Annotated in this window: 19 protein-coding genes; 3 read left to right on the top strand and 16 right to left on the bottom strand. The window is 61.8% G+C overall.

What is annotated here, in order from left to right; all coding sequences use genetic code 11:
* Nucleotides 1-8 precede the first annotated feature (8 nt).
* Nucleotides 9-671: a flavin reductase family protein gene (locus ACYZT6_RS11105; RefSeq protein WP_462026920.1), complete on the top strand. Its 663-nt coding sequence runs from the start codon at nt 9-11 to the stop codon at nt 669-671.
* A gap of 135 nt (nt 672-806) precedes the next feature.
* Here the strand turns inward: ACYZT6_RS11105 and ACYZT6_RS11100 are convergent, their stop codons facing one another.
* From ACYZT6_RS11100 to ACYZT6_RS11065, 8 genes are all read right to left on the bottom strand, one after another.
* Nucleotides 807-1466, bottom strand: coding sequence for a DUF799 domain-containing protein (locus ACYZT6_RS11100; RefSeq protein ID WP_462026919.1), 660 nt, complete (start codon nt 1464-1466; stop codon nt 807-809).
* Nucleotides 1463-1804, bottom strand: coding sequence for a DUF4810 domain-containing protein (locus ACYZT6_RS11095; RefSeq protein WP_370654478.1), 342 nt, complete (start codon nt 1802-1804; stop codon nt 1463-1465). The genes ACYZT6_RS11100 and ACYZT6_RS11095 overlap by 4 nt, the downstream gene beginning before the upstream one ends.
* Nucleotides 1805-1864: 60 nt before the next feature.
* Nucleotides 1865-2539, bottom strand: a complete 675-nt coding sequence (locus ACYZT6_RS11090; RefSeq protein ID WP_462029934.1) for a CsgG/HfaB family protein — start codon at nt 2537-2539, stop codon at nt 1865-1867.
* A 328-nt stretch (nt 2540-2867) separates the two neighbouring features.
* Nucleotides 2868-5945 (bottom strand): error-prone DNA polymerase, encoded by a 3078-nt coding sequence (locus tag ACYZT6_RS11085; RefSeq protein ID WP_462026918.1) that lies wholly within the window; start codon nt 5943-5945, stop codon nt 2868-2870.
* Nucleotides 5942-7357, bottom strand: coding sequence for a Y-family DNA polymerase (locus tag ACYZT6_RS11080; RefSeq protein WP_462026917.1), 1416 nt, complete (start codon nt 7355-7357; stop codon nt 5942-5944). Before ACYZT6_RS11080 ends, ACYZT6_RS11085 begins: the two co-directional genes overlap by 4 nt.
* A gap of 7 nt (nt 7358-7364) precedes the next feature.
* Entirely contained in the window at nt 7365-7982 is a 618-nt protein-coding gene (gene imuA, locus ACYZT6_RS11075; RefSeq protein WP_462026916.1) for a translesion DNA synthesis-associated protein ImuA, read from the bottom strand.
* On the bottom strand, nt 7982-8599 hold the full coding sequence (gene lexA, locus ACYZT6_RS11070) for a transcriptional repressor LexA (RefSeq protein WP_462026915.1): 618 nt from the start codon (nt 8597-8599) through the stop codon (nt 7982-7984). The genes imuA and lexA overlap by 1 nt, the downstream gene beginning before the upstream one ends.
* Before the next feature lie 168 nt (nt 8600-8767).
* Nucleotides 8768-9700, bottom strand: coding sequence for a LysR family transcriptional regulator (locus tag ACYZT6_RS11065; protein ID WP_462026914.1), 933 nt, complete (start codon nt 9698-9700; stop codon nt 8768-8770).
* A gap of 103 nt (nt 9701-9803) precedes the next feature.
* Here ACYZT6_RS11065 and ACYZT6_RS11060 point away from each other — a divergent pair, with 103 nt between their 5' ends.
* Both ACYZT6_RS11060 and ACYZT6_RS11055 read left to right on the top strand, forming a co-directional pair.
* The gene (locus ACYZT6_RS11060; RefSeq protein WP_462026913.1) at nt 9804-11546 is read left to right on the top strand and encodes an amidohydrolase; all 1743 of its coding nucleotides are present in this window, start codon (nt 9804-9806) and stop codon (nt 11544-11546) included.
* A gap of 108 nt (nt 11547-11654) precedes the next feature.
* Complete coding sequence (locus ACYZT6_RS11055) at nt 11655-12392, top strand: TorF family putative porin (RefSeq protein WP_462026912.1); 738 nt, start codon at nt 11655-11657, stop codon at nt 12390-12392.
* A 130-nt stretch (nt 12393-12522) separates the two neighbouring features.
* On the opposite strand, the gene ACYZT6_RS11050 is transcribed toward ACYZT6_RS11055, so the two are convergent.
* The 8 genes from ACYZT6_RS11050 to ACYZT6_RS11015 form a co-directional block, all read right to left on the bottom strand.
* Nucleotides 12523-12795 carry a DUF971 domain-containing protein gene (locus ACYZT6_RS11050; protein WP_462026911.1) on the bottom strand — a complete coding sequence of 91 codons (273 nt, stop codon included), beginning with the start codon at nt 12793-12795 and terminating at the stop codon, nt 12523-12525.
* Nucleotides 12792-13754, bottom strand: coding sequence for a HEAT repeat domain-containing protein (locus ACYZT6_RS11045; protein ID WP_462026910.1), 963 nt, complete (start codon nt 13752-13754; stop codon nt 12792-12794). Before ACYZT6_RS11045 ends, ACYZT6_RS11050 begins: the two co-directional genes overlap by 4 nt.
* Nucleotides 13751-14599 (bottom strand): ABC transporter ATP-binding protein, encoded by an 849-nt coding sequence (locus ACYZT6_RS11040; RefSeq protein WP_462026909.1) that lies wholly within the window; start codon nt 14597-14599, stop codon nt 13751-13753. Before ACYZT6_RS11040 ends, ACYZT6_RS11045 begins: the two co-directional genes overlap by 4 nt.
* Nucleotides 14599-15381, bottom strand: a complete 783-nt coding sequence (locus tag ACYZT6_RS11035) for an ABC transporter permease (protein WP_462026908.1) — start codon at nt 15379-15381, stop codon at nt 14599-14601. Before ACYZT6_RS11035 ends, ACYZT6_RS11040 begins: the two co-directional genes overlap by 1 nt.
* A 130-nt stretch (nt 15382-15511) precedes the next feature.
* Nucleotides 15512-16930 carry an ABC transporter substrate-binding protein gene (locus tag ACYZT6_RS11030; RefSeq protein WP_462026907.1) on the bottom strand — a complete coding sequence of 473 codons (1419 nt, stop codon included), beginning with the start codon at nt 16928-16930 and terminating at the stop codon, nt 15512-15514.
* 237 nt (nt 16931-17167) lie between these two features.
* Nucleotides 17168-17413, bottom strand: a complete 246-nt coding sequence (locus ACYZT6_RS11025; protein WP_007946457.1) for a 4Fe-4S dicluster domain-containing protein — start codon at nt 17411-17413, stop codon at nt 17168-17170.
* Nucleotides 17414-17438: 25 nt separating this feature from the next.
* Nucleotides 17439-19184 carry a fumarate reductase/succinate dehydrogenase flavoprotein subunit gene (locus tag ACYZT6_RS11020; protein WP_462026906.1) on the bottom strand — a complete coding sequence of 582 codons (1746 nt, stop codon included), beginning with the start codon at nt 19182-19184 and terminating at the stop codon, nt 17439-17441.
* Nucleotides 19181-19933 carry a GntR family transcriptional regulator gene (locus tag ACYZT6_RS11015; RefSeq protein WP_462026905.1) on the bottom strand — a complete coding sequence of 251 codons (753 nt, stop codon included), beginning with the start codon at nt 19931-19933 and terminating at the stop codon, nt 19181-19183. The genes ACYZT6_RS11020 and ACYZT6_RS11015 overlap by 4 nt, the downstream gene beginning before the upstream one ends.
* Nucleotides 19934-20049 lie beyond the last annotated feature (116 nt).

Genomic DNA, 20049 nt, shown 5'->3' with positions numbered 1-20049 from the left:
GTCCGCCTATGCAAAGCTTCGACTTCAGCACATTGAGTGCGCGGGACAAATACAAAATTCTAATCGGCAGCGTCGTGCCACGGCCGATTGCGCTGGTCACCACCATTGATGGCGAAGGCCGGATCAATGCCGCACCGTTCAGCTTCTTCAATGCGCTGTCCGCCGACCCGCCGATCCTCGCGCTGGGCGTGGAGAACTACGGCGATCGAAGCCCCAAGGACACGACCCGCAACATCCAGCTCAATCAGGAATTCACCGTCAACATCGTCAGCGATGCGCTGGTGGAGGCGATGAATGTGTGCGCCGTGCCCTTCGCGCCTGGCTTCGATGAACTGACGGCGGCGGGGCTTACTGCAATTGCCGGCACCACGGTCAAATGCCCGCGCATCGGCGAGGCGCCGGTGGCGTTGGAATGTCGGCGGATGATGGCGCTGTCCATCGGGCAGTCGCGGGAGATTATCTTTGGGGAAGTGTTGATGGCGCACGTGCGGGACGAATTGATCGACCCGAAAACCCTGTACATCGATCAGCTGGGGCTGGATGCGATCGGGCGCATGGGTGGGCATGGTTATGCGCGAACCCGGGATTATTTTGATTTGCCGACGCGGTCGTTGCAGGCGTGGACGGATGCACCGGGGGGTGGGGAGCGGTTTTGGCCAGAAATCAAATAGAGCGCTGCCCACGAACCCAAACCCTGTAGCAGCTGTCGAGTGAAACGAGGCTGCGATCTTTTGATCTTGTTTTAAAAGCAAAGTCAAAAGATCGCAGCCTCGTTTCACTCGACAGCTGCTACAGGATTGCGGACATCAGTCAGTACCGTATTTCGGCGAACGCGGTCCGTACAGCAAGCCCGCGGGTTGCCCGGCCGACAGCAGTCGTGCACTGGCCACGCCGGCAATCGGGTGGCCGGCATCGGTGGAGCTGTTGATCACTTGCTTGACCGCCGCAGTAATCAGCATGCCCACCAAACTACCGCCACCGTTGTTGCCGCCCTCTTCGCTCGAAGCCCGGGCCGATCCGGTCCACAGGGTGATGCCGCTCTTGAGGTCCACCAGTTTCGCGGTGGCGGTCACCACGGTTTCGCTGCTGATGATCATGTAGCGAGTGCCGTAATCCGTCACCGTGATGTACAGCGCTGCGTCGGCACCGAAGATTTCCTGCAGCTTGTTGGCCGGAGCCTGGTGAATATCCGCCGGTGTGGTCAGGCCGTTCTGGCGGAATGTCTCATCGACCAGGGTGATCGGCAGCACGTAGTAACCGGCTTCCGCCAACGGGTACGTGACCTGCGACAACATGCTGTAGGACGCCTTGACGTCCGGTGAGTTGTTCAGTGGCGGCAGCACCAGAATGGTTTTCGGACGGGCTTGCTTGTACGCCGAATAGTCCACGGTCTTGGGGCTGACGCAGCCACCGAGCACGGCCAGCGCCAGCAGCCCGGCCAGCAGTTTCAATGAGCGCGCGATCATTGGGTGTCTCCGGTCTTGGCGTTTTTAAGCAAAAAATCCATGTACGGCGTCGACTCGGGAAACAGGGTTTTCTCGGTCCGGAACTGCTGCACCATCTGATCGTCCTTGCCCATGCTCAGGTACAACAGACCCAGGTGAGCGTGGTAGCCAGGCGGCGGAGTCTTGCCGGTGGACTTGATCTTCTGCAGGTCGCGTTCCAGCGCCTCGGCCTGAGCTTCCTTGGGTTCTTCACCCTTGAAGTACTCGTAGACTTCCGGCTGGTAGCTTTCCCACTGGTAAAGGGTTTTCGGGCCGGCGCAACCGGCCAGCAGGCCACTGACCAGCAATGTCGACGCCATCAGCGCCCACGAAACATACGTCTTGAACATGCTTGTACCGCTCCTTGTCATCGACCTTGATCAGTTACTTGGTTTCCATGCCCCGGCGTTCATGCCGTCCACCAGGCGATTGATCGCCTCGCGCATGGCCAGGTCGAGCACTTTGCCGTTGAGGGTCGAATCGTAGGCAGCGGTGCCGCCGAAGCCGATGACTTCACGGTTGGACAAGGCGTACTCGCCCGCGCCCTGAGTCGAATAAACCACTTCGGACGTGCTGATGTTGACGATGTTCAGGTTGACCTTGGCGTAGGCCACCTGGGTCTTGCCGCGACCGAGAATGCCGAACAGCTGGTGATCGCCGGTCTCTTTGCGGCCGAACTCGGTGACGTCACCGGTTACCACAAAGTCAGCACCCTTGAGGCGCTGGGACTGGCCCTTGATCGCGGCTTCCTGCTGGATCTCGCCCATGTTGTCGCGGTCCAGCACGCTGAAGCGGTTGGTTTGCTGCAAGTGAGTGATCAGGATGGTCTTGGCCTGACCACCGAGGCGATCCACACCGTCGGAGAAGATCCCGCGCATGTAGCTCGAACGGTTGTCGAACTTGCCGACCGCCATGGGTACACGAACACCGTTATAAACCACACTGGCGCTTTCGACTTTTGCGATCGGCAAGGCGCGGGAGCTTTCGGTCGCACACCCGGCTATTGCGCCCAAGAAGGCAATCGCTGCCGCCGATACCAACATCCGAGAGATCATTCTCACTGTGCATTCCTTCTGAAAAAACGGTTTATCCCGGCACGGCAATAGCCAACCGCTGCGGGGGGCAGCGGCGAAAAAAGCGAGGGGGAATCAAATCGATAATCGACGTGCGGGACGTCGGCGGCCGGCATTATGCCAAAGTGCCATCACCGAGAACAGTGTTTAATTTTTATTGGCGCCAGTGATTTGGCAGCACACTTCCCTGTAGCAGCTGACGAGTGAAACGAGGCTGCGATCTTTTGATCTGGTTTTTACAAAGCAAAGTCAAAAGATCGCAGCCTCGTTTCACTCGTCAGCTGCTACAGGGTTCCGGGGGTATGAAGGATCAGCGGAAATCGCGGCTACGTACGCTGATGCCGTCCAGCAAGGGACTCAAGTCGCTCAAGCGTCCGGCAATCAAGTGCCGCACCTCGCCTTCCTTTTCCCAGCGGCCATCGACCTTGAGCAATTGCGAGCCGACCAATACCTGACGCTGTCGGTCGGCGAGGTCGCGCCAGACGATGACGTTGATGTTGCCGAACTCGTCTTCCAGGGTGACGAAGGTCACGCCGCTGGCAGTACCCGGACGTTGCCGACCGGTGACCAGCCCGGCGACGCTGACCGGTCGCCCGTGTTCGACCTCCATCAGTTCTTTCGAGCTACGGCAGCGCCGGGCTTTCAATTCACCGCGCAGCAACGCCAGCGGATGCGGACCGAGGGTGGTGCCGACACTGTTGTAGTCCGCCAGCAAATCCTCGCCCACGGTGGGTTTGGGCAGATAGATCGCAGGCTCTTCCTGACTCGGCAGACCGGCAAACAAACCGAGTTGCTTGTGCACCCCCGCCACTTCCCATCGCGCCCGATGACGGTCACCGGCCAGGCCACGCAACGCACCGGCATCCGCCAGTTGCTCCTGGGCACGGGCATCGAGTCGCGCGCGCTCGCCCAGGTCGGCGATGTCGACAAATATCCCCTTCGCCCTCGCCGCTTCGATGCGCCGGGCATCATCCTCGCGAAAGCCCTTGATCATCCGCAACCCCATGCGAATCGCCGGTTGCGCGCCGGTGATCGGCTCCAGGCTGCAATCCCAGTCACTGGCGCGCACGTCCACCGGGCGAATCTGCAAATGATGCCGGCGCGCGTCCTGCAGAATCTGGTCCGGGCTGTAGAAACCCATGGGCCAGCTGTTGATCAGCGCACAGGCGAAGGCCGCCGGTTCATGGCATTTCAGCCAGCAACTGGCGTAGGTCAGCAAGGCGAAACTGGCGGCGTGCGACTCGGGAAAACCGTAGCTGCCAAAGCCCTTGATCTGTTCGAAAATCTGCGCGGCGAACTCGGCCGTGTAGCCGTTTTTCTTCATCCCGGCGGCCAGCCGATCCTTGTGCGGTTCCAGTCCGCCGTGGCGTTTCCAGGCAGCCATGGAGCGACGCAATTGGTCGGCCTCGCCGGGGCTGTAATCGGCGGCGACAATCGCAATCTGCATCACCTGTTCCTGGAACAGCGGTACGCCGAGGGTGCGTTTGAGTACGACTTCCAGTTCCGGCGAGGGATAGGTTTCGGGCTCTTCCTTGTTCCGGCGGCGCAGATACGGATGCACCATCCCGCCCTGAATCGGCCCCGGACGGACGATGGCCACCTCAATCACCAGGTCATAGAACTTGCGGGGCTTGAGTCTGGGCAGCATCGACATCTGCGCCCGGGATTCGATCTGGAACACGCCGATGGTGTCGGCACGGCCGATCATGTCGTAAGTCAGCGAATCTTCGGCCGGGATCGTCGCCAGGCTCAAGTCCTGATTGCGATGACGGCGCAGCAGATCAAAACAACGGCGAATCGCGCTGAGCATGCCCAACGCCAGAATATCCACCTTGAGCAGCCCCACCGCGTCGAGATCGTCCTTGTCCCATTGAATGATGGTGCGCTCGGCCATGGCGGCGTTTTCCACCGGCACCAGACTGTCCAGCGGCTGCTCGGAAATCACGAAACCGCCGGGGTGCTGGGACAGGTGGCGAGGGAAACCGATCAGTTGCCCGGTCAAACTCAACACCCGGCGCAGCACCGGGCTCTCGGGATCGAAACCGCCTTCAAGCAGGCGCTCCACGGGGGGGGTTACATCGCTCCAGTGGCCACAGCAATCGGCCAGGGCGTTGATCTGATCCGGCGGCAACCCCAAGGCCTTGGCCACATCACGCACCGCGCCGGCCGCGTGATACGTGCTGACCACCGCCGTGAGCGCGGCGCGGGTCCGGCCATACCGCTGGAACACGTACTGCAAGACTTCTTCGCGACGTTCGTGTTCGAAATCGACGTCGATGTCCGGCGGTTCATTGCGCTCTTTGGAGAGAAAGCGTTCGAACAACAGCGTGGTGCGATCCGGGTCGATTTCCGTGATGCCCAAGGCAAAACACACCGCCGAGTTCGCGGCGGAACCCCGGCCCTGACAGAGGATTTCTTGCACGCGGGCGAACCGCACAACGTCGTGAACCGTGAGGAAGTAGCTTTCATAACCCAGCTCGGTGATCAGCTCCAGTTCCTTGTCAATCTGCACCAGCACCTTGGCTTGCGGACCGTTTGGCCAGCGCCATGCGATCCCCTCGTCGGTCAGCTGCCGCAACCATGAGGTGGCCGTCTGGCCTTCCGGCACCAGTTCGCGAGGATACTGATAACGCAACTGGTCAAGGTCGAAAGTGCAGCGCCGGGCAATGGTCAGCGTTTCGTCGAGCAGTGCTTGCGGGTAGATCGATTGCAGGGCATCGAGGCTGCGCACATGCCGCTCGCCGTTCGGGTGCAGGCGCAACCCGGCCTCGGCCACCGGCAGGTGATGACGGATCGCGGTCATGGTGTCCTGCAAGGCGCGCCGCCCACGGGTGTGCATGTGCACATCGCCACTGGCCACCGCTGGAATCCGCAGTTCCCGCGCCAGGGTCAGCAGTGCGTCCAGTCGCCGGGTGTCGTCCTGACCGCGATGCAACTGCACCGCCAGCCACAGGCAATCGGTGAACGTCTGTTTCAGCCAGTGACCGCTGGCAACATCATCGACCGTGTCCGGCACCCACAACGCCAACAGCCCCGGCATCGGTTCGCTGAAGTCCTCACGTAGCACCTGATACTGGCCTTTCTGCGTGCGACGCCGCGCTCGGGTAATCAGCCCGCACAGGGTCTGGTAACCCTCGAGGTTTTCCACCAGCAGCACCAGTTTCGGGCCGTCCTCGATGCGTATTTCACTGCCGATGATCAGCGGCAGCTCCACCGACTTGGCCGCTTGCCAAGCACGGACGATGCCGGCCAATGTGCACTCATCGGTGATCGCCAGCGCTTGATAGCCGTGCTTTTTCGCCCGTTGAAACAGCTCGAGGGCACTGGAAGCACCGCGCTGGAAACTGAAGTTCGACAGGCAGTGCAGCTCCGCATACTCGACGCTCATGCGAACCAGCCTTGCAGCCACAGCGGGCCGCCCTCACCCACCGCTCGGTAGGCCCAGCCCTGCTGACCGGAACGGGTTTCGATCAGGTAGTAATCGCGGCGCACGTCGTCGCCGTCCCACCAGCCGGACTCGATGCGCTCCGGCCCCATGAGGATCCGCGTCGAGCCTTCGTGTACGGCCTGCGGCTCCGTCAGCAACCAACCCGGACGCTGCACCCCCGCCAACCCCGCGCAAAGTTGACTGTCGGCCCGCGCCTGCCACGCGCACTCTGGCCGATGATCGGCCTGAAAGCGCAAGCCATGCACCGCCTCATCCCCAAGGCGCGCACGCAGGCGTTCGCGCAATTGCTCCCAGGGCAAGGACTGCTGCGGACGGTCGTCGAACAGTTCCTGACGCTGCGGGACGAAGCTCGGCAGGTCTTCGGCGCGCAGCCGGAAACCGCGCACCGGGGCCGCGACCTGGACCTGTTCCAGCCGCCCCCGGGCCAGTTCGAAGAGCATCGCCGGATCGCGCTCGGCGCTGAGCAGGCCGACCTTGATCACCGTGTCCGGCAAACCGGCGTGCTCCAGGTGCAGGTCGAAACGCTGCACGCCACTGTCCCGGCCGCAGAGGAATGCCGACAGATCGCCGGTCAAGCGACGTAATGGAAATAGCAGCGCCTGATGGGACTGCACATCGAAATTGAGTTCGATGCGCACATCAAACCGGTCCGGCGGCAGGTAGAACGCCAGCGCCAGCCGCCGCTCACCGAACAGGGCATCCAGGTGCTTGAGCACCTGCGCCTCGAAACGTCGCGCCAGGCTCTTGCGCGGCAACGCCTGCACCTGACTCAAGGTACGCAACCCCATGCGCGACAACGCCGTGGCTACCGCCGGTTCCAGGGCAACCCGGTCGACGGGCAACTGCCCCAGGTGATACCGCAAGGCTTGATCGTCCGGCACCACCAAACCGTCATACACGTTGGCCAACACCCGCGCGGCCACCGGGTTGGGCGCGGCGACGATCCGGTGACGAAAGCCCAGCTCACCGAGCTCAGCGCGCAACCGCGCCTCGAACTGCGGCCAGGGCCCGAACAGCCCCAGGCTCGATTCGATTTCAAACACCACGGCACGCGGGTAATGCACGCTGACCTGAGAGCTGAAGCGATAGGCCCATGCCGCCAGGAACTGCTGCCAGTGTTCGATCTCGGCGACGTCGTATTCGGCCGTGACAAAGCCTTTGCTCAAGGCCTGGGCGGCGGTCATCGACTGGCCCGGACGCAAGCCCAGCGCCCGCGCCGGAGCGTTGACCGCTTGCAGCACCCGACGCTGCGCCGGGCCGGTCAGCAGCGCCAACGGCTCATCAGGATCGGGGCGCTGACGCAGTACCGCGTCCAGCGCCAATTGCGGGAAGAGAATGCACACCCAGCGCATGGCAACCTCAATGCCCCACGGGAAAGGCAATCGGCGCCGAGCGGGCCAACCCGCCCCGACACTTGAGCACGCGCAATTGCGCAGGCCTGGCATCGATGGCGATGCGCAGGGCGGCGGGCGAAGGGTTGATGGCTTCGTTGATCGAGCGGTAGGCGAACGCCAGGGTCGAGCCGGTTTCCGCCGCCACCTGCAAGCGCCGCAGCGCACGGTCATCGGCCTTGTGCGGCCAGCACAGCACCGCACCGCAACTGCCCGAACGCAGGCATTGTTCCGCTGCCCACAGCGCATCGCGCTCGCTGGCCTGAATGATCGACAACTGGCGCAGATCGACCCCGGCGTTCTGCCAGGCCAGGGGATACGGCACGTAAGGCGGCGCCACCAGCACGATACGTTCGCCCGCCGCCGACAGCCGCGCCAGCGCCGGCCACACCAGTTGCAACTCACCCACGCCCTGCCCGGCCAGGAGGATTTCAGTCAGCGCCGCTTCCGGCCAACCACCGGTGGGCAACGCTGCGTCCAGCGCGGCATGCCCGGTGGGTTGCGGGCTGACAGCCGGTGGCGCAGGCCGGCCCCTCCAGACCTGGCCGCCATTGAACAGCGTGTCCAACGCAACGACGGCGCCCATCACCCTTGCCTCACCAGACCGCAGAACACCCCTTCGATGGCCAGGTCCTGATTGGCCTCGACGATGATCGGCTGGTAGGCCGGGTTGCGTGGCAGCAACCGGACAACGTCGCCGACCCGCTCGAAACGCTTGATGGTGACTTCGCCGTCGAGCCGCGCCACGACGATCTGGCCGTTGAGCGCCTCGGGATTGCGGTGCACGCCCACCAAGTCGCCGTCGAGAATGCCGTCCTCGATCATCGAATCCCCCTGGACCCGCAGCATGTAGTCCGGCACTCGCGAGAAGATCGACGGATCGAGCAGCAAGCGGCTGTGCACCTCGGCATCGGCACCGATCGGCGCACCCGCCGCGACCCGACCGAGTACCGGGATGTCCAGCAACTCAGGTCGCGCCGGTTGCCCGAGCAAACGAATGCCCCGGGCCTGATGCGCATTGACCTCGATAAAACCGGCCTCGGTCAGCGCCAGCACATGCTTGCGCGCCACGCTGCGGGAGGCGAAACCAAACGCCTCGCTGATTTCAGCGAGGCTCGGAGACTGACCGTGTTCCGCGATTCGATCGCGGATAAAGGTCAGGATGGCAGTACGGCGGGGCGTTAGAGTCGTCATGGAGTACATTTGTACTCTTTCGGCATTTTCCTGGCAAGGACTTGTAGCAGCTGTCGAGTGAAACGAGGCTGCGAGCTCTTGATCTTGCTCTTTAAAAAATCGCAGCCTCGTTTCACTCGACAGCTGCTACAGGAAGATCCAGGCCAATGCATGCGCGTAAACATCGAAATGCCAGCATCATCCGCCGCAGTCACCACTCAAACCACGAGACGCCAGAAACCCTGCGATGTAATCGATGAAAGCCAGCACTTTGGCGGTGGCTCGTCGATGACTGGGGTAAACCGCCAGGATGTACGAGCCGAAGCTGTCCGGATCGATGTCGTAATCGGCCATCACCCGCACCAACCGGCCATCCGCCAGATACGGCGCAGCACTCCACAACGGCGTGTGCAGCAAACCGCGCCCGGCCAGCGCATTGGCCAGCAGCAGGTCGTAATTGTCGCTGCGCAACCGTGGTGATTGCGGTTGCGGCAGGCTCAAACGCTGTCCGTCGCGCTCCGCCCACCAGAATTCGCGGCTGAGTAACGGATGCCAATAGAGCAGCCATTCGTGGTCATCGAGGGTGTGCGGCGTGACCGGCAACCCCTTGCGCGCCAGATACTCAGGGCTGGCGCACAACGCCAGACGATTGCTGCCGACGACGCGAGCGATCAACCCCGGCAAGTCGTCATGCCCCTCGCGCAATGCCAGGTCGTAGCCGCTTTCCAGCAGATTGACGAACTCATCGCACAGGTCCACTTGCAGGTTGATCTGCGGGTATTGCCCCAGAAAACCGCCGCACACCTGATCGAGAAAAGCCTGCCCATACGCCAGCGGCGCGGTGATTTTCAGGTTGCCGCGCAGGCCATGCTGCAACTGCTCGATTTCCTCACCGGCCTCCTCCAGCCGCTGCAAGACCTGGCGCGCGGTTTCCAGATAAAGACGACCCGACTCCGTCAACAATATCCGCCGGGTGCTGCGCTCGAACAACCGGGCGCCGAGTTCCGCTTCGAGGTGATTGACCGCTTTGGTCAAGGCCGACGGGGTCTTGCCCAGTTGCTCGGCGGCGCGGCTGAAACTGCCCAGTTGCGCCGTGACCACGAACATTTTCAATGCACCCAACTTGTCCATTCTTTTTCCATTCAGGCAAAAACGTTTTTCGTGAGCAAGGCGTTCTGCTTGCCGTGACAAGCCACTAATCTGGCCATCAGACGCAATAACAAGGAAACATTCAATGAAAAGATTCATTCCGAATCTATTGGTGGCCGCCGTCAGTTTTGCCTCGATGGAAGCCATGGCAGCCGCCGATCTGGTGCTGATCAATGGCAAGATTTTCACCGCCGACCGCGCCCAACCGAAGGTGCAGGCGCTGGCGGTACAGGACGGCAAAGTGCTGCAAGTCGGCAGCGATGCGCAGATCAAGGCCTTGATCGAGTCGGGCACCAAAGTCGTCGACCTCGGCGGAAAAGCCCTGATGCCCGGCCTGATCGACAGCCATTCCCACGCGGTTTTCGGCGGTCTGGAAATGGTCTCGGCCAACATGGAAGACGAGGTGGTCGACCTCGACGAACTGGAAAAACGCCTGAAAACCTGGCGCGATGACGGCAAGGCCAGGCATGGCGATGTGCTGAGCGTGGCCGGCATGAGTTCGACTTATTGGGCCCAAGCTGAAGCGCTCGGCAAGAAATTCAACAATGGCGAATGGGCCAATGTGCCCGTGGTGTTCACCGGCAGCGATCACCACACCGCGTGGGCCAACAACGTGATGCTCGAACGCGCCGGGATTGATGTGGCGCTGCTCAAGTCATTGCCGGACGCCGAGAAAGACACCATCGGCAAACTCGCCGATGGCCGCCCAAACGGTTTCCTGGTGGACGCCGGTTGGGATCGCGTCGCCTCGAAGATGCCGGTGCCGAGCCCCGCCGATATGTTGAAAGCCGCGCAATCCGCCGTGCGCTACAACAACAGCCTGGGCATCACCGCGTGGATGGACCCCGCCGCCAACGCCGCGCCCGGCGAGCCGGTGTTCGCGCTCAAACCCACGGAAAAAACCGTCGGCGTATTGCCGGTGTACAAAGCGCTGTCCGAAACCGGCGGCATGAGCGCCCACGTCGCCGCATTGTTGGTGGCCAACCCGAAAAGCGTGCCGGCCGATCTCGACACCCTGGACAAGGTCCGCCAGCAATTCCAGGGCATCCCCAACCTGACCTTGCCCGGTATCAAGATCTTCGCCGACGGCGTGATCGAATACCCGGCGCAGAGCGCAGCGATGATCGATCCGTACAGCAACTCGCACAAACAGGGTGAGTTGCTGATCGATCCGAAGCATTTCGGTGAATTGGTCAGCGCCATCGATCAGCGTGGCTGGCTGGTGCATATCCATGCCATCGGCGACCGCGCGGTGCGTGAATCGTTGAACGGCATCGCCCAGGCGCGCAAGGATCGCCAGAGCGGCGTGACCCACTCGATCACCCACCTGCAAATGGTCAACCCGAAAGAGTTTGCGCGGTTCAAACCGCTCAACGTCATCGCCTCGATGCAATTGCTGTGGGCCAGCGCCGACGAGTACACCCTGGACATGATCAAGCCGTATGTCAGCGCGCTCGCCTTCCGCTATCAGTACCCCGCGCATTCGTTGCTCAAACAGGGCGCGGCCCTCGCCGGTGCGAGTGACTGGCCGGTGTCCTCGCCCAATCCGTGGAACGCGATGGCCCAGGCGATCACTCGGAACGGCCCGCTGGGCGTGCTCAATGCCGATGAACGCATCGACCGCGAAACGATGTTTTACGCCTACACCTTGAACGCTGCGCGCACCATCGGTCTGGAGAAGCAGATCGGCTCACTGAGCCCCGGCAAGCAGGCTGACTTCATCGTGCTGGACCGTGACGTGTTCACCGTCGATAACAAAGCCCTGCACGACACCCAGGTGCTGCAAACCTGGTTCGCCGGCCGCGAAGTCTACGCACCGACTCTCTAAAAAAATCAGCATTAACCCCTGCCCGCCCCTCGCGTTTTACGTCGGGGTTCGGCGCAGCCTTGCCTTAAAAAAACCGCCCATAAAAAACACAATAACGGGACGCCCCCCATGAAAGCTTTCACCTTGTTCGCCCTCGGTTCTTTGAGCTTGCTGCCTTTGAGCAGCCAGGCGCTGCCCTTGAATGACGACTTCGCCCTGCTGATCGACCTGACCCTGGCCAGCGACTACCGCACCCGTGGCATTTCCCAAACCCAGAACGACCCTGCCGTGCAGGCCGGTTTGACCCTGGCGCACAGCAGCGGCCTGTACCTCGGCGCATGGAGTTCAAACGTCGATTTCGGCGGCGGTTTGAAGACCCGGCAAGAGGTCGATTACTACGCCGGTTGGCTCTGGCAAGCGACCGATGCGGTCAGCCTGGACCTCGGCTATCTCAAATACGCTTACCCCAAGGAAAGTCAGTTCAACCAGGGCGAGACCTACGCAATCCTCAGCGCTTACGGCGTGAAACTCGCGGCGTATTACTCCGCCGATGCGCCGGGGATCGACAGCAAGCAGAGCTCGCTGTACAGCTACGTTGGCTATGAAACCGAGTTGCCTTACGACACAGGCCTGAAACTGCGATACGGCAATATGGATTTCAAGGATCCGCACCTGTACGCGATGTCGGGCCATGCCGAAGACTCGTACCGCGAATGGGAGGTGAAACTGACTCATGAACTGGCCGGTGTGATGCTGGGCTTGAGTTACATCGACACCGATCTGTCGAAAAGCCAGTGCACTAGCAATTGGGGCTTCGACGATGTGTGCAGTGCCACGGTGGTGGCAAGCATCAGCAAATCCTTCTGACCCCCGCTGATCCTGTAGGAGCGAGCGATGCGGCGATCCGACTTGCCCGCGAAGGCGTCGTGCCAGTCAACGTTGATGTCGTCTGGCACACCGCCTTCGCGGGCAAGTCGGATCGCCGCATCGCTCGCTCCTACAGGGCTGAGAGGTAGGGCCACGGGTAGATGCCGCGTTCGTGGCCGTCGCTGAAAATCAGTTGCAGGCCGTACCCCTGTTGGTTGAGTTCAATCACGCGGATGCGCTCATCGACTTTCACCGTCAGCCCCTGCAACCGAAACGCCCGACATTGCGAACACGGACACTGGCGGCGCAACTCGGCATGGCCCAGCAGCTGCTCACGACCGTCCGGCCAGTTCAATCGCAGCTGTTGTTGCCCCTGGGAATTACCAATCGCCACCGGGTTCATTGCAGCTGGCTCAAGGCGATGCGCACGGCTTTGCGCACTTCCGGGTCGCCGTCGTCTTGCGCGGCCTGCAAGGGTGCGATGGCGCCTTTTTCGTTTAACTCGCCGAGGGCCAGCGCGGCTTCCTTGCGCAGGTTGCTGATGCGGTGGCCGAGGGTTTCGATCAGCGCGTCGAGGGCCGGGACGAAACGCAAGCGGCCGAGGCTGCGGGTGGCGCGCAAGCGGACTTGCCAGTAATCGTCGCTCAAGGCGTCGACCAGGGCGGAACCGGCATCGACATGGCCGACTTTGCCCAGGGTGGTGGCGGCTTCCTCGCGCACTTGCCAGGCGTGGTCCTGCAACGCCTGGCGCAGCGCGGGCAGCACTTGAGCATCGGAGGCCAGGCCGAGGGCGCCGGTGGCGGCACGGCGGACTTCGGTGTCCGGGTCGTGACTCGCCAACTTCGCCAACGCCGGCAATGCATCAAGCTGCTTGAGCCAGCCGAGCACGCCAACCGCCTCGCGGCGAACCCCGGCGTCTTCATCGTTCAAGGCGCCTGAAGCAGCCGCGGCGGCATCGGGAAAACGCAACTCGCGCAAGGCCCTGAACGCGGCGATGCGCACGCTGATCTCGGCATGCCCGGTCCACGGCAGAATCACTCGGCCCGCGGCTTCGCTCTTGAGCAGGCTGAGGCTTTGCGCGGCGGCAGACTGCACCGCCAATGATGGATCGGTCAGGGCCTGGCACAGCGCTTCGACCACAGGTTCGTCTTCCCAGGCTTCGAGCAAGCGTGCGGCTTCGGCGCGGACTTCTTCGGTCGGGTCTTCAGCCAGGCGATTGACCAGCCACAGCAGGCCATCCGGTTCTTCGAGGTCGGCCAGTTCAATCAGCGCGATCCGGCGCACGCCAGGATCGTCGTCGGTCAGGCGCGGTTGCAGGGCAAGAATGTCGTCGTTGTCGGTTACATCGAATAGAGAGGTCATAGGGCAAATCGCGGCAGTTTGTTTTCAGGAGGAAGTCCGAGAGGGTTCAGGCGGGGTAACTGCCGACCGTCTTCGTGACGCAGTAATTCGAGGCAATGGCGTTTCAGGCGGGAGAATTCGTGGCTGGTCACCAGTTCGGTGGTGCGCGGCCGGGGGAAGTTGATGCGCAGGTCTTCGATGATTCGACCGGGGCGCGAGCTCATGACCAACAGGCGATCGGCGAGGAACAGCGCTTCGTCGATGTCGTGGGTGACGAACACCACGGTGGTGCGAATCCGCGTCCAGATATCCAGCAGCAGTTCCTGCATGTTCAGCCGGGTCAGCGCATCGAGGGCACCGAAGGGTTCGTCCATCAGCAACAGGCGCGGGCGATTGATCAGCACCCGGGCGATCTCCACCCGTTGCTGCATGCCGCCGGAGAGCTGGTCGGGCCAACGGTCGGCGAAGCCTTCGAGGCCTACCAGTGCAAGGATTTCATCGGACGCTTTGTGGCGTCCGGTTTTGCCGATGCCGCGCATTTTCAAGCCGAAGGCGACGTTGTCGCGCACAGTGCGCCAAGGGAACAGCGTGTGGTGCTGGAACACCATGCCGCGCTGGGGCGAGGGACCTGAAACCTGCGCGCCGTCGACTTTCAGGGTGCCGGTATACGATTGCAGATGCCCGGCCAGTGCGCCGAGCAAGGTCGATTTGCCGCACCCGGACGGCCCGAGAATGCACACGAACTGCCCCGGCTCGATCTGGCAATCGAGGCCTTGCACGGCTTCGAAGGCTTGCTGGTTTTCGCCGAGGACGATGGACAGTTGGCGGATGTCGATCCGCCCTTCAGGGGTTTGCATCACGCTCATCAGGCTTTTCCTCGTGGTCGGTGCCACGGCGTGAACAGCCCGCCGAGACGTTTGATCAGCAGGCTGCTGCCCATGCCGAGTACGCCGATCAGCAACATGCCGACGACGATGTCGGCGTAGTTCTGGATGGTGTAGGACTCCCAGGTGTAATAGCCGATGCCGTATTGGCCGGAGATCATTTCGGCGGTCACCAGGCAGAACCACGAAGTACCCATGCCGATGGCGAGGCCGGTGATGATGCTCGGTGCCGCGCCCGGCAGGATCACCTCCAGCAGAATCGCCCGACGCCCTGCCCCGAGGCTTTTGGCCGAGGCGATCAGGCGTGGGTCGACGCCTTCGACGCCGTGCACGGTGTTGAGCAGGATCGGGAACAGCGCGCCGGTGAAGGTGATGAAGACCATCGACAGTTCTGAGGACGGGAACATCAGGATGGCCAGAGGAATCCAGGCGACTGCGGGGATCGGGCGCAGGACTTCCAGGGGTGGCAGCAACAAGTCCTCGGCCCATTTCGAGCGGCCGATGGCCAGGCCCAGGACAATGCCGATGACCAGCGCCGCAAGGTAACCGGCGAAGACCCGGCTGAGGCTGCTGCCGAGGTGCTGGGCGAGCTTGCCGGAATCGCCGAGGCCGAGTGCGGCTTCAATCACGGCCACCGGGGTCGGGACGTTGGCGAAGGTCACCAGGCCGAGGTTCCAGTGGTGGCTGGCGGCGAGTTGCCAGAACAGGAGGCAGAGCAGCAGTGAGGCGGCTCTTGGAATCCAGCGTAAATATGATCCGAACACAATTCATCCTCTCAACCGAGAACCCTGTAGGAGCGAAGCTTGCTCGCGAAGGTGTGTCAGCTAAGTCAATTTTGGCTGACACACCTTCGCGAGCAAGCTTCGCTCCTACAGGGATCAGTGCGTCTGGGGGTTAGCGAACGGCAACGGCCTGGGTGGTGGCGTCGGTGAAGTCGAGGACTTTGCCGCCCTGGGCCGTGGCGAATTGTTGGGCCTGGCCTTTGAGCAGGAATGCACTGAGGCGGCCCTTGGCATCACTGGCAAACCACGCCTGATCCGCCAGCAACTTGATCCCGCTGTCACTCGCCTGGGCATACACGGCGCGGATGTTTTTGCCTTCCTGTTTCAGACTGGCCAATGCAGTGAATGCCGACTCCGCCGAAGCGTATTGCCGAACCTTTGGCTCGCCACGCACCCAGATCTCGGCCACATGACTGAAGTCGGTGATGGCTTTACCGCTCGCCGCATCCACGCCTTTGAGTGGTGTCTGTGCGTAGTTGGCCAGTTGCGCGGTGTAGTCCAGGTTCGAGGCCTTGAACGCGGCGCGGATGTACTGATCATCGATAAAGGTATTGAGATCGAGCCCCCGATCAGCCTTTTTCAGCAGCTTGAGGGTGTCGATCGCCGTGCCTACGGCCTGGCGGTACTCCGGCTTCCAGCTCAGGTCGCGGGTTTGCACGCCCAGCGGGCCATGGAACAGGTAATTGACCTCGGCATCGACGCCGGTGACCTTGGCGATCAGTTCGCTGTATTTCTCCGGCTCGGCCGTCAGCAGTTGATTGGCTTCGATACTTGCGCGCAAGTAAGCGACGACAATTTCCGGGTACTTTTTCGCGTAGCTCTGATCGACCAGCGCGCCGTGGAAAGTCGGTGCACCCGCTTGGGAACCGTCATAAATTTTGCGAGCAAAACCACGGCTCGGGAACAGTTCGGCGAACGGCACGAAGTCGGCGTGGGCGTCGATCTTCCCGGCTTGCAACGCGGAGCCTGCGACTTCCGGCGGCTGGGCGATGATGTTGACGTCTTTGAGCGGATCCCAGCCTTGCGCCGCGACGGCGCGCAACAACATGCCATGGGCGGTGGAGGCGAACGGCACGGAAATGGTCTTGCCCTTCAGCTCTGCCAATGACTGCACGCCCGACGCACTCGGCACCACGATGCCATTGCCGCTACCCTTGATGCTGCCCGAGAGGACGCTGATGAACAGGCTGTGTTTGCCCGCGGTTTCGAACGCCACCCCGTTGAACGAACCGGGGAAATCGGCCATGGCGCCGAAGTCGAGTTTGCCGGCGACCATTTCGTTGGTCAGGGGTGCGCCGCTGGTGAAGTTCTTCCACTCGACTTCGTATTTGGCGTCTTTGTACTGGCCGTCATGGGGCAGGTATTTGTCCAGCAGGCCGAGCTCGCGGATCAACAGGCCGCCAGCGGCGCAATTGATCGTGGTGTCCTGGGTGCCGATGGCAATGCGGATGGTTTCGGCCGAGGCCGACAGAGTGAATGAGGCCAGTACCAGACCGGCGAATGCTGCACGCAGCAATGTTGGCAAAGACATGGTGAATCCCCTCGAATCATTTATAGGATGTTCGTCTCCGCCACGATCAGGGCGTGGTGGGAAACGAGGGGTGTTGGGTGAATCCAGCGTCCGGTGTTTCCGGATGGCTTTGGGTTGTCTGGGTGGGCCTCATCGCTGGCAGGCCAGCTCCCACAAGGTTCTCTATTGCCAGCGAAAATCTGTGTCCCACTGCAAATCCCTGTGGGAGCTGGCCTGCCAGCGATGGCGTCCTTTCAGTCACCGCAGTAAATAAGGGATTTCGACTTTCACGGCTCCGGTCGGGCAGTCCTTTTCGCACGGCATGCAGTACCAGCATTCGTCGAAGGCCATGTAGGCCTTTTGCGTGGCCGGGTTGATCGCCAGCAGGTCCATCGGGCAGACGTCGACGCACACGGTGCAGCCTTTGTGGGCGATGCAAAGGTCCTCGTCGACCGTGACCGGCGCGTTGGAGCGGAAGAAAATTTCCTGGGGTTGATAGGCCATTTCACGGTTCTCTCTTTTCTAATACTCAGGCCGCAAACGCGCCGACCCGCAGCCGGTCGTAAGCCTGCATTTCTTCGGCATCCAGCGGGATGATGTAAGGCTCGACGGCTTTCTTGAAACTGGTCATCTGGCCGTCGTCACCCTTCTTCAGGTGGCAATGGCAGAACCAGTCGCTGTCATTGCGTTGCGGGTGATCGACCCGATAGTGATAGAGCCCCCAGCGACTTTCGGCGCGGAACAAGGATGCGCGGGCAGCCATTTCGGCGCAGTCGCGGATCATGCTGACTTCCATGGCGCGCATCAGTTCGTGGGCGTTGTGGGCCTTGATCTGATCGAGGTCGCGCTGGATATCGCTGAAACGTTGCAGGCCGATTTGCATCTTCTTGGTCACTTTCGGCGGTTGCAGGTAGTCGTTCACGAAGCGGCGCAACTTGAATTCCACTTGTGCTGGCGGCAGGCCGTGTTCGCGATCCAGTGGCGCGTAGACCCTTAGTTTTTCCGTTTCGATCTGCCTGGCATCGACCGCTGAAAACTCGCGTCCGGCGACAAAATCCGCCGCGTTGGTCCCGGCAAACCAGCCATAAGTGAACGCGCCGAGCATGTAGTTGTGCGGCACCGCCGCCATGTCACCCGCCGAGTACAAACCCTTGACCGAGGTTTCGGCCTTCTCGTTGACCCACACGCCTGACGCCGAGTGGCCGCTGCAAAAGCCGATTTCGGAAATGTGCATCTCGACCATCTGCGTGCGGTAGTCGGTGCCGCGATTGGCGTGGAACTGCCCGCGACTCGGGCGTTCGTTGCTGTGCAGGATCTCTTCGATGTTCTGGATGGTTTCCTCGGCCAGGTGATCGAGTTTGAGGAACACCGGGCCGTTGCCGCTTTCGAGTTCCTGGTGGAATTCCCACATCATCTGCCCGCTCCAGTAGTCGCACTCGATAAAGCGTTCGCCCTTGTTGTTGGCGGTGTAGCCGCCCAGCGGGCCGGTGACGTAGGCGCAGGCTGGGCCGTTGTAATCCTTGATCAACGGGTTGATCTGGAAGCATTCGAGGTTCGCCAGTTCGGCGCCGGCGTGATAAGCCATCGCGTAGCCGTCGCCGGCGTTGGTCGGGTTTTCATAGGTGCCCATCAGGTAACCGGAGGATGGCAAGCCCAGTCGCCCGGCTGCACCGCAGGCGAGGATCACGGCTTTGGCTTTGATCACGTGGAAGTCGGCGGTGCGGCAGTCGAAACCCATCAGGCCGTTGACTGCGCCCTCTTCGTCCGTCAGCAACCGTGTGCAAACCACCCGATTGGTGATGCTGACTCGCGCCCGTTTCAACTGGCGGTACAGGACTTTCTTGATGTCGTGTCCCTCCGGCATCGGCAGCACGTAGGCGCCCATGTGGTGAACCTTTTTCACCGCGTAGTCACCGGTCTCGTCCTTCTCGAACTTCACGCCCCACCGGTCCAGTTGCTCGATAGTCTCGAAGCTATGGGTCGCGTAGGCATACACCGCCGCCTGGTTGACGATGCCGTCGTTGGCGATGGTGATTTCCTTGGTGTACTGCTCCGGTGTCGAGTGGCCAGGAATGATCGCGTTGTTCAGGCCGTCCATGCCCATGCTGATCGCGCCGCTGCGTTTGACGTTGGCTTTGTCGATCAGCAGCACCCGCAGATCGCGGTTGCGCTCCTTGGCCTTGATCGCCGCCATCGGCCCGGCGGTGCCACCGCCGATCACGACGATGTCGTATTCCTGCTCCAGAGTTCTTCTGGTTATAGAGCTGTGGGTCATGCCTGATCCCCTTTTTGCCGGTCGATCCGCAAGCGGTACTGGAAGGCATCGCCGCGGTAGTAAAGGTGTTCGAAGTCCACGGGCTGGCCGCTGGCATCGTGGGTCAGGCGTTCGATGCGCATGATCGGCGAGCCCGGTTCGACGTTCAGCGCCTGGGTCAGGTCGCTGTCGGCCAGCACTGCGTCGATGGCCAGGTCGGCATGACCCAGGGCCAGGCCGCAGTCGTTTTCGAGGATCAGAAAGATATCGCGGGTGACCAGATCGGCCTTCTCCAGCCGTTCGCCGATGGCTTTGGGCAGGTAGGTGATTTCCAGTGAGATCGGCTCGCGGTTGATCAGCCGAACGCGTTTGATCTGCGCCACGGTCTCGCCTTCGGCCACCTGCAAACGCTCGGCGACGAGCTTGTCGGCGGGGATGAATTTGAAGCTGCGCAGGCGGTTGATCACCTCGTAGCCGCGACCGGTCATGGACTCGGCCAGGCCTTGCAGGGTGCTGACGTTCTGGAAGGTTTTCGGCTTGGCGACGAACGTGCCCTTGCCGTGAATCTTGAAGATCAGCCCTTCCTTCTGCAGATCCCCCAAGGCCTGGCGCACGGTGATGCGGCTGACCTTGAACACCGCGCCGAGTTCGCTTTCGGAAGGCATCTGGCTGTCTTGCGGGTACTCACCGTCGAGGATGCGGGCGCGCAGCACATCGCGCAGTTGCGTGTGCAGCGGGACGCTACTGAGGGATAGAACGTTATCGGTCATGGCAGATCACTTGTTATAACGAGTTATGACGTGATCTTAGAGAGCGGGTGTGGGGATTGAGAAATACTGATTAAGCATAAGGTTAGATTCGCCAGACAACCGCAGGCTTTGTAGCA

This window comes from Pseudomonas sp. RT6P73 (genome assembly GCF_054897715.1).
The sequence above is the reverse complement of the archived record's forward strand: the minus strand, read 5'-3'. Positions and strand labels throughout refer to the sequence as shown.

Excerpts from the sequence above, each read along its gene's own strand:
- ACYZT6_RS11105 (WP_462026920.1), top strand. The coding sequence starts at position 9 with ATGCAAAGCTTCGACTTCAGCACATTGAGTGCGCGGGACAAATACAAA.
- ACYZT6_RS11100 (WP_462026919.1), bottom strand. The coding sequence starts at position 1,466 with ATGATCGCGCGCTCATTGAAACTGCTGGCCGGGCTGCTGGCGCTGGCC.
- ACYZT6_RS11095 (WP_370654478.1), bottom strand. The coding sequence starts at position 1,804 with ATGGCGTCGACATTGCTGGTCAGTGGCCTGCTGGCCGGTTGCGCCGGC.
- ACYZT6_RS11090 (WP_462029934.1), bottom strand. The coding sequence starts at position 2,539 with ATGATCTCTCGGATGTTGGTATCGGCGGCAGCGATTGCCTTCTTGGGC.
- ACYZT6_RS11085 (WP_462026918.1), bottom strand. The coding sequence starts at position 5,945 with ATGAGCGTCGAGTATGCGGAGCTGCACTGCCTGTCGAACTTCAGTTTC.
- ACYZT6_RS11080 (WP_462026917.1), bottom strand. The coding sequence starts at position 7,357 with ATGCGCTGGGTGTGCATTCTCTTCCCGCAATTGGCGCTGGACGCGGTA.
- imuA (WP_462026916.1), bottom strand. The coding sequence starts at position 7,982 with ATGGGCGCCGTCGTTGCGTTGGACACGCTGTTCAATGGCGGCCAGGTC.
- lexA (WP_462026915.1), bottom strand. The coding sequence starts at position 8,599 with ATGTACTCCATGACGACTCTAACGCCCCGCCGTACTGCCATCCTGACC.
- ACYZT6_RS11065 (WP_462026914.1), bottom strand. The coding sequence starts at position 9,700 with ATGGACAAGTTGGGTGCATTGAAAATGTTCGTGGTCACGGCGCAACTG.
- ACYZT6_RS11060 (WP_462026913.1), top strand. The coding sequence starts at position 9,804 with ATGAAAAGATTCATTCCGAATCTATTGGTGGCCGCCGTCAGTTTTGCC.
- ACYZT6_RS11055 (WP_462026912.1), top strand. The coding sequence starts at position 11,655 with ATGAAAGCTTTCACCTTGTTCGCCCTCGGTTCTTTGAGCTTGCTGCCT.
- ACYZT6_RS11050 (WP_462026911.1), bottom strand. The coding sequence starts at position 12,795 with ATGAACCCGGTGGCGATTGGTAATTCCCAGGGGCAACAACAGCTGCGA.
- ACYZT6_RS11045 (WP_462026910.1), bottom strand. The coding sequence starts at position 13,754 with ATGACCTCTCTATTCGATGTAACCGACAACGACGACATTCTTGCCCTG.
- ACYZT6_RS11040 (WP_462026909.1), bottom strand. The coding sequence starts at position 14,599 with ATGAGCGTGATGCAAACCCCTGAAGGGCGGATCGACATCCGCCAACTG.
- ACYZT6_RS11030 (WP_462026907.1), bottom strand. The coding sequence starts at position 16,930 with ATGTCTTTGCCAACATTGCTGCGTGCAGCATTCGCCGGTCTGGTACTG.
- ACYZT6_RS11025 (WP_007946457.1), bottom strand. The coding sequence starts at position 17,413 with ATGGCCTATCAACCCCAGGAAATTTTCTTCCGCTCCAACGCGCCGGTC.
- ACYZT6_RS11020 (WP_462026906.1), bottom strand. The coding sequence starts at position 19,184 with ATGACCCACAGCTCTATAACCAGAAGAACTCTGGAGCAGGAATACGAC.
- ACYZT6_RS11015 (WP_462026905.1), bottom strand. The coding sequence starts at position 19,933 with ATGACCGATAACGTTCTATCCCTCAGTAGCGTCCCGCTGCACACGCAA.